This window comes from Rhizobacter sp. P3_B12 (assembly GCF_056402895.1).
Window position 1 is genome coordinate 1 of sequence record NZ_JBFUGN010000203.1, and the last position, 7,953, is coordinate 7,953.

At 69.3% G+C, this 7,953-nt stretch carries 6 protein-coding genes; 4 read left to right on the top strand and 2 right to left on the bottom strand.

The window, feature by feature from the left end; translation table 11 throughout:
• Window positions 1-2,531: LamG domain-containing protein (locus AC1D01_RS13350; RefSeq protein ID WP_477866916.1), on the bottom strand; the 2,531-nt coding region annotated here is incomplete at its 3' end.
• A gap of 328 nt (window positions 2,532-2,859) precedes the next feature.
• On the opposite strand from AC1D01_RS13350, the gene ypfH reads away from it, so the two are divergent.
• The gene (ypfH, locus tag AC1D01_RS13355; RefSeq protein WP_477866918.1) at window positions 2,860-3,576 is read left to right on the top strand and encodes an esterase; all 717 of its coding nucleotides are present in this window, start codon (window positions 2,860-2,862) and stop codon (window positions 3,574-3,576) included.
• Window positions 3,577-3,718: 142 nt separating this feature from the next.
• Window positions 3,719-4,549, top strand: a complete 831-nt coding sequence (locus AC1D01_RS13360) for an outer envelope protein (protein ID WP_477866920.1) — start codon at window positions 3,719-3,721, stop codon at window positions 4,547-4,549.
• A 7-nt stretch (window positions 4,550-4,556) separates the two neighbouring features.
• Here the strand turns inward: AC1D01_RS13360 and AC1D01_RS13365 are convergent, their stop codons facing one another.
• Window positions 4,557-6,278, bottom strand: coding sequence for a M14 family metallopeptidase (locus AC1D01_RS13365; protein ID WP_477866922.1), 1,722 nt, complete (start codon window positions 6,276-6,278; stop codon window positions 4,557-4,559).
• Between the two features lie 108 nt (window positions 6,279-6,386).
• Between AC1D01_RS13365 and AC1D01_RS13370 the strand changes: the two genes are divergently transcribed.
• Together AC1D01_RS13370 and AC1D01_RS13375 are read left to right on the top strand one after the other, a co-directional pair.
• On the top strand, window positions 6,387-7,421 hold the full coding sequence (locus AC1D01_RS13370) for an RNA methyltransferase (RefSeq protein ID WP_477866924.1): 1,035 nt from the start codon (window positions 6,387-6,389) through the stop codon (window positions 7,419-7,421).
• A 61-nt stretch (window positions 7,422-7,482) separates the two neighbouring features.
• Window positions 7,483-7,953, top strand: a 471-nt coding sequence (locus AC1D01_RS13375) for a hypothetical protein (protein ID WP_477866926.1), incomplete at its 3' end; no start/stop codon positions are given.

A 7,953-nucleotide genomic window follows, 5' to 3' on the forward strand; every position in this document is an offset into this window, starting at 1 on the left:
GTGTAGCGCGCCACGCCCTGGGTGATGCGCACCTCGTCGACCGCGCCGTTCAGGTACCACACGCCCTGGCCCGTGTCCGGCGTGCGGCCGATGTTCACCGGCGTGCTCGATGGGTAGATCGCCCCGTTGATCGCCACCGGCGCGCTCGGCACACCGTTCAGGAAGATACGCAGCGCCGTGCCCTGGCGCACCACCGCGACGTGGGCCCAGGTGTTCAGCGGGATCTGGTTCGCATGCCAGAGGCTGCCGGCATCGCTCGACCCATCCTGCGACCAGCGCGTGGCCACCGAGCCGTTGGGGCCGGTCAGGATGTCGAAGCCCCGCGCCCCACCGTTGCCGTAGTTGCTCAGCAGCGTCGCGAAGTTGCCGTAGGCGTTCAGCCGCACCCAGGCTTCCACGGTGAAGTCATTCGCGCCCAGGTCCAGCGCCGCGCTCGGGGCGGTCACGTAGCTGCCCTGGTTGCCATCCAGCGCCAGGCCGCCACTGCCATAGCGTGCGGCCCCGGTGTTGACGGCCGCATTACCGAAGGCGCTGACCGGGTAGCCATTGACCGAGCTGTCGACCAGCCCCGCCGCGTTGCCGCCATCCAGGTGCAGCAGCAGGCTCACGTTCGCGTAGCTCGGATCCACGCCGTTCGGGTCCGCCGGCACCGCTGCTTTGCCGGCCAGCGCAAAGCGCTTGGTCCCGCTGTTGTCCAGCGTCGCCTGCGCCACCCGCTTGCACAACAGCGGCAGCGGCTTGCCGTCGGGCAAGGCAGCGGCCGCCGCGCAACTGGCGATCTGGTTGGCGTTGAACGGATCGCTCTGCCCGTGGTAGACCCAGGTCGTGAGCAGCTTCGGCCCCGCCTGTCGCACCGGCAGCGGCCAGTCCGGGTGCCACTCGGTGCTGGTCATGCGGCTGTTGCCCGGCAGGCTGCTCGCTTGGATGGCACTGCCGCAGTCATCGGTCTGCGCCAGCCCTTCCACCGTGGTCAGCGGCAGCTTGCGCTGCAGGTCGTTCGCGAAACAGCTTCTCGTGCCGTTGAAATCRTCCCGGCGGCTCAGGATGCCGTTCACATCGAACGCCTGGCTGCTGGTGCTGGCCGARCAYCCCGCRCCCGCCGGYTGGCTGCGCCCGGTCAGGTACACCTTGTCGTTGATGACGGTGGTGSTGATSTCGCTCACCGCGCCGTTCGGGTCGGTCAGCGTCAGCCCGCTCGGCGCCACCCAGCGGTGGTCGCGCCACAGGATGTTGGTGGCCGCATCGTAGGTGTCGGTCRYSTCCCASMTCGGCGGCGTCGCGTAGGCGGCCGTGTAGTGGTCGGCACCGCCGGCCCACTGCGTCTCCACGGCCAGGCCGCGCTGGTCGTAGCCGTAGGTGGCCAGTCGCGCGCCGCGCTCGTCGACGATGCCCGTCACCGCCCACGGCAGGTCGCCGCGTTCGTAGAGGTACTGCCGCGTCTTGCCCGCCGGGTCGGTGATCAGGCTCAGGTTGCCATGGGTGTCATAGGCGATGAAGCTGCTGCCGGCATCGCTCGTGATCTGGCGGATGCGCGCCCGGGGTGCACCCGCGGGCCACTCGTAGCTGAAGCTGACGCGGCGGCCGGTCTGGTCCTGCAGCCCGGTCAGCAGGCCCGGCTCGGGSGTGCCGTCGGTTGCGGTGCTGTAGCTGTAGCTCAGCCGGTGGCCGTTCGTGTAGMYCACGCTGAGCAGGCGACCCTCGGTGTCGTAGAGCTCCTCGGATTGCGCGGCCATGTCGGTGTAGCGCCAGCCGCCGCTGGTCTGCTGCAGGCGRTCGGGCACRTCGGCATCGGGCTGCCAGGTCCCCGCGTCGTCGCGCTTGAAGCCCTGCCAGYTGCCGTCGTCRCGCGTGGCCACCACGCTGCGCAACGCGTGGGCGGCATCGGTCTGGAAGATCAGGCGCTTGTGCAGGTTGCCGCGCCAGAATCCGCCGAACGAGACGCTCGCATTGGCGGCCAGCGCCGCAGCAGATGCCGCCTCCGGCGCGCTCTGCGGCGGCAGGTTCATCGTGTCGTACAGCGCCACCAGCGGCTGGCCGCCGATGCGGCCCACGCCSAGGTCCTCGCGCAGGCTCTTGCCGCCGCTGATCGGGTGGATCGGGTGGCCTGGCTGGAGCTGCGCCGGGCAGCTGCGCGGCGGGCCCTTGATGCGCGTCATCACCCACGGGCCACGGGTCTCGTAGGTGCCGCCCAGGATGTTGTCGGAGTGATGAATCTCTTCGCCGTGGCGGGTGTCGACGACCTGACGGAAGCGGAAGTGCACGCCGTCGGTCTCATGGTCGAGGTAGGTGCACTCGCGGATCGTGTAGTCGTCCGGCGCATTGCGCACCGACGAGCAATCGGTGCCGTTCCAGCCCTCCATGAGCCCGATCATGTAGCTCACGGACGCAGGCACCGAGTCGAACCAGACAAGGGTCGAAAAGTTGTAGCTCGCCTTGTACTGCGTGATCGGTTGCGCTGCAACCGATCCGACCCACGCCAGGCACGCGTGCGCCATCAGCAGCATCAGCGCTGCCATCTTCCTGCTCTTCACGGAACGCTCCTCGTCTCGCCTCGACATCGGTGAACACCTGCGGTGTTCGACCGACTACCTGTGCTCGCGGCGAATCCTCTGGAGGAACTGCATCGGCGCGGCCGGCGGATTAGACGTGAACGAAATGACGGTAACAAGAGGCTGTCGAGGCAACACGGCAATTGTTGACAATCTCCCGGGCCTCACGACGCGAATTGTGGAGATCCATCGCAATTCAATTGCGAGGCTCGACAACAAGCGACCGCAGACATTGAACGCTGCGTTCAAACCCCTTGCTCAGCGCCAGCGCGCCACCACATCACACTCCCACGTTGACCGGAGAAGCCCCATGCCTGCCACCGCCCTCGCCCACCTGCCCGCCGACGGCTCGCCCGAACTGCTGTTCCTGCTGTTCCATGGCGTCGGTGCCAATGCCTCGCACATGGCGCCGCTCGCGCAGCGGCTGGTCGCCGAGTACCCGAAGGCGGCCGTGGTCTGCCTGGACGCGCCACACCCATTCGACGGCGTGCCCGGTGGCGGCAGCGGCTGGCAGTGGTTCTCGATCCAGGGCATCACCGAAGACAACCGCCCGCAACGCGTCGCCGAGGCGCTGCCGCGCTTCATCGCGACGGTGCGCAGCGTGCAGCAGCAGCTGAACATGTCGTGGCCGTGCACCGCGCTGGCCGGCTTCTCGCAGGGCGCGATCATGGCGCTCGAGGCCGTGCAGGCCGAGCCGGCGCTGGCCGGCCGCGTGCTGGCCTTCAGCGGCCGCCATGCCACCGCGCCCGGGCATGCCCCCGAGGACACCACCGTGCACCTGTTCCACGGCATGGCCGACCGGGTGCTGCCCTGCGGCCCGGYGATCGATTCGGCCGAGCGCCTGCTCGCACTCGGCGGCGACGTGACCGCCGACGTGCTGCCCGGCATCGGCCACGAGCTGCATCCGCAGCTGCTCGACAAGGCCGTCGAGCAACTGCGCACCTTCCTGCCGAAGAAGGTGTGGCGCCAGGCGATGAGCGAGGCGCCGATCCTGCCGCGCAGCGCATCGAGCGACGAACTGGGCTGAGCCACCCCACCGGTGGCATGGGGTTTGCTGACTTGCATACAAGCCGGTACCCATTGGGATCGCATGCGCCAAGCCGGGGCATGCGTCGAGAAGGGGCCGGCCTGTTCCGCCGCATCACCAACCCCATCCCGAAGGATTCCCCATGCGTACCCGAACCCTGTCGAAGGCCGCGGCCTGTGCCGCGCTGGCCGCCTGTGCCGCCGCCGCCCATGCCGCCGAATGGAGCGACGCCTTCATCGGCTTCACCTATGGCACCAAGTTCAAGGAACCCGGCAGCGACGCGGACGTGAAGAAGAAGGTCGCGACGCTGCAATACGTGGGCGGCTACAAGTACGGCGTCAACTTCTTCTCGATCGACATGCTGGCCTCCGACGAGAACAACCCGGCCAACAACAGCGACCGCGGCGCGCACGAGGTGTATGCCACCTACAGCAACACCGTGAGCTTCGGCAAGGTCAGCGGCAAGCCGATGAAGTTCGGCCCGATCCGCGATGTCGGCTTCCAGTTCGGCTTCGACTTCAACTCGAAGAACGATGCCTTCGGCGCCGGCCTGACGAAGTACATCGCCGGCCCGAAGGTGGAGTTCGACGTGCCGGGCCTGCTGACGCTCGGGCTGCTGTACTACAAGGAGAACAACAACAACTCGATCGCCGGCACGCACGTGAATTTCGATGCGGCGCCGCGCCTCGCAACGGTGTGGAGCTTCGACTTCAACGCCGGGTTGCCGGCGGTGTTCAAGGGCTGGGGCACCTGGACCGGCGAGAAGGGCAAGGACGGCTTCGGCGGCGACACCGCGGCCGAGACCTGGACCGAGATGGGCCTGCTGTGGGACGTGGGCTCGGCCGCCGGCACGCCGAAGACCTTCTATGCAGGCTTCGGCTACCAGTACATCAAGAACAAGTTCGGCAACCCGTCATCGCTGGCGGGCACCAAGGTGTCGGCGCCTTCGTTGAAGGCCGAGTACCACTTCTAGCCCGACCTCAGTCGAGCACCACCTCGGTCTTGACCGCCCCCGCGCGGTCCGCACGCGCGCTGAGTGCCAGCCGCGTGCCCTTCGGCGCGCGCACCACCCACTCCGCGACCGCGCGGTCGGCCGTCACCTCGCGTGTCGGCAAAAAGGCCTGCAGCGTGCTCTTCGGCCCGTGGCCCTCGAGCTGCGGGCCTTCGATGCGCTCCTTGCCGCTGACCAGCGACACCGTCGCATCGCCCGGCGGCAGGTGGATCTCGAACATCGTGCCGCGCACCGTCTTGCGCGCCAGCGCCCGCTTGCTCACGTACGCGGGCAGGTAGCCGCTGTTGCACACCGCCAGGCGCACGCGCCAGGTGTCGGGGCCGAGCGCGCGCACCTCGGTGCGCAGCAGCTCCAGCCGGGGCAGGCTCAGCGCGATCTGGTCCATCCACGCCGGGAAGCGCGCCGCCTCGCGCTCGCGCAGCTGCGGCGGTGGGTTGCGCCAGAAGTTCATCTTGTCCCAGCCGCCGATCTCCACCGGCCCGAGCTGCGGGTGGTGGAAGGGCTTCCACTCGACGTGGGCCTGGCCACCGCACTGCTCGTCGCTCCACTTCAGCAGCTTCAGGTCGTCTTCCACCGGGTGGTCGCGGAACCAGTCGATCCACTTGTAGCCGCTGATGCCGGCCTCCTTGTTCGGCGACCACAGCTCCACCACCCAGAACAGCGCGCCCAGGTGCTCGTACACCCAGTCCTGCGTGCCGGTGATGACCTCCTTCGGGTGGTACTTGAAGTCGTGCCAGATGCTGATGGCCGGGTAGCCGGTGAGCTTCTCGCCGAGCGCGCTGAAGCGCTTGTACGACCACAGGTCCTCCGGGATCATGTCGTCGTCGCTCTGCGTGCCCATCGGCCGCAGGATCACGCCGCTGTGCGTGTGGTAGCTGATGGCCGCGCCGATGTTCGGGTGCTTCAGGATGAACTCGACCATCGCCCGCACCTCGGGCTCGCTGGCCGGGTACGGGCCCGCGCCCACCTGCTCGAACTCCTGCCGCCAGGCGGACGGGAAGTTGCGGTTCAGGTCCAACCCCTCCTGGTCGCGGTTCACGTTGACGGTCAGCCCGTCGTAGTTCTTCAGCAGGCCCTCGGGCATCAGCCGGTAGTACTCGCCGCCGAACTCGCCGGGCTCGCGCGGCACCATCAGCCGCTCGTCCTGTGGGCACTTCTTGTAGGTGCCGTGCGGGTCGGGGATGCGCATCGTCAGCATGCGGCCATCGCCGTCGACGTCTTCCAGCGTCAGCCCCTCGACCGGCTCCTCGTCGTACGGGTAGCTGCGCGTCGACGAGCGGATGTGGCGCGGCCGGTCGGCCAGCGCGAGCTCGGCGCCGTCGGGGTTGATGCGCGGGCACAGGTAGATCACGCGGGTGTCGAGCAGCTGCGTGACCTGGCGGCCGGTCTCGTCGCCCTGGCCGTGGTGCGTCACCAGGTGGTGCAGGTAGTACAGGCAGGTGGTGCTGGCCGTCAGCTCGGCGGCGTGGATGTTGCCGTCGGCCCAGAACGCGGGCTTGTCGGTGTYGGGGCCGGTCGCGGTGTTGGTGACGGTCGCGAGCCAGATGTCGCGGCCCTCGTGGCTCTTGCCGATCGACTGCACCTGCACCAGGCCGGGGTGCGCGGCGGCGTAGTCGAACAGCAGCTGGGTCAGGGCGTCGTACTTGTAGAAGATGTCGAAGCGTGGCGTGGGCGTGGCGGGCAACGTCATGGCGTACGTCAAGGCGGTGGGGGCGAAGCCGTGAGTGTCGCGCAACGCGCGCCTCGACGTGCGCCTCGACGCGCGCCGTTAGACTGTGGCGCCTTTCGTTGTTCCCCCATGCGCATCGCCTCCATCCGCCAGCAGCTCCGTGACCACGGCGCCAAGCCCGTTCACGAGGAACGCGTGCTGCGCCAGTGGTCGCGCGCGCTGCCGCAGGACGCCGGCAAGCGCCGCCCGGAAGACTTCCTGCCGCTCGCGCTGCGCGAGGCCCTGCCCGCGCTGGTGCAGCAGCTCGACGGCCTGGCGCGGCTGCGCTCCGAGCACCCGGCCGAGGACGGCTCGGCCCGCCTCCTGGTCGAGCTGCCGGACGGCCAGACGGTCGAGAGCGTGCTGCTGCCGCGCGACGGGCTGTGCGTGTCGACCCAGGTCGGCTGCGCGGTGGGCTGCGTGTTCTGCGCGACCGGCCGCGACGGGCTGCTGCGCCAGGTCGGCAGCGCCGAGATCGTCGCGCAGGTCGCGCTGGCGCGCGCACGCCGGCCGGTGAAGAAGGTCGTCTTCATGGGCATGGGCGAGCCGGCCCACAACCTCGACAACGTGATGGAGGCCATCGAGCTGCTCGGCACCGCCGGCGGCATCGGCCACAAGAGCCTGGTGTTCTCGACGGTCGGCGACCCGCGGGTGTTCGAACGCCTGCCCGCAGGCCCGGTGAAGCCGGCGCTGGCGCTGTCGCTGCACACCACCAAGGCGGCCCTGCGCGAGCAGCTGCTGCCGCGCGCGCCGCGCATCGCGCCCGATGAACTGGTGGAACTCGGCGAACGCTATGCGCGCGCCAGCGGCTACCCGATCCAGTACCAGTGGACGCTGCTCGACGGCATCAACGACGGCGACGACGAGATCGACGGCATCGTGCGGCTGCTGCGCGGCAAGTACGCGATCATGAACATGATCCCGTACAACACCAACGAAGGGCTGGACTTCCGCCGACCGCCTGCAGAGCGCGCCGAGGCGATCGCGCGCACGCTGCACAGCCGCGGCGTGCTGACGACGCTGCGGCAGTCGGCGGGGCAGGACGTGGAGGGCGGTTGCGGGCAGTTGCGGGCGCGCGCCGCCGCACCTGCCGCACGGCGCATCGAGATCGTCACGCAGCGCTGACAGAATGTCGCTCGCGAAGCCGTCCCCGGGGCGGCTCGGATTCGAACAACAGGGAGGACCGATGAAGAACACCCCGCTGCGGCACTGGGCCGCTGCCTTCGCCTGCGCCGTCATGAGCCTGACGGCTGCGGCACAGGCCGAGAACCCGCTGTACCCGATGAACAAGTCGCGCCGGCCGGTGCCGGCGTTCCCCCACGAGAGCCTGTCCGCCACCTGGCCGCAGCCCGACTACTTCCGCGAGGCGCTCAAGCTCACGCAGCTGCGCGTCGGCGAGCCGGCGCTGGCGCTGCGGTCCGAGACCGCGCCGCGCGTCATCGTGCTGCCGGTCCAGACCCAGGCCTTCGGCTTCTCGCCGGCCTTCCGCGCCTTGCTGGGTGCACAGCTCGACCGCGAACTGGCGGGCCGCGGCATCGACGGCAACCGGCAGACCGACATCGTCGACCTGCGCGGGCCGTTCGTCCGCCGGCTCGATGACGCCAGCATCGACGAGTTCGCCAAACGGTACCCGGCGGCATCTCTGCTGGCCCTGCAC

What these genes read in the sequence shown, in the direction of transcription:
- AC1D01_RS13370 (WP_477866924.1), top strand. Translation starts at nt 6,387, where the DNA reads ATGCGCATCGCCTCCATCCGCCAGCAGCTCCGTGACCACGGCGCCAAG.
- AC1D01_RS13360 (WP_477866920.1), top strand. Translation starts at nt 3,719, where the DNA reads ATGCGTACCCGAACCCTGTCGAAGGCCGCGGCCTGTGCCGCGCTGGCC.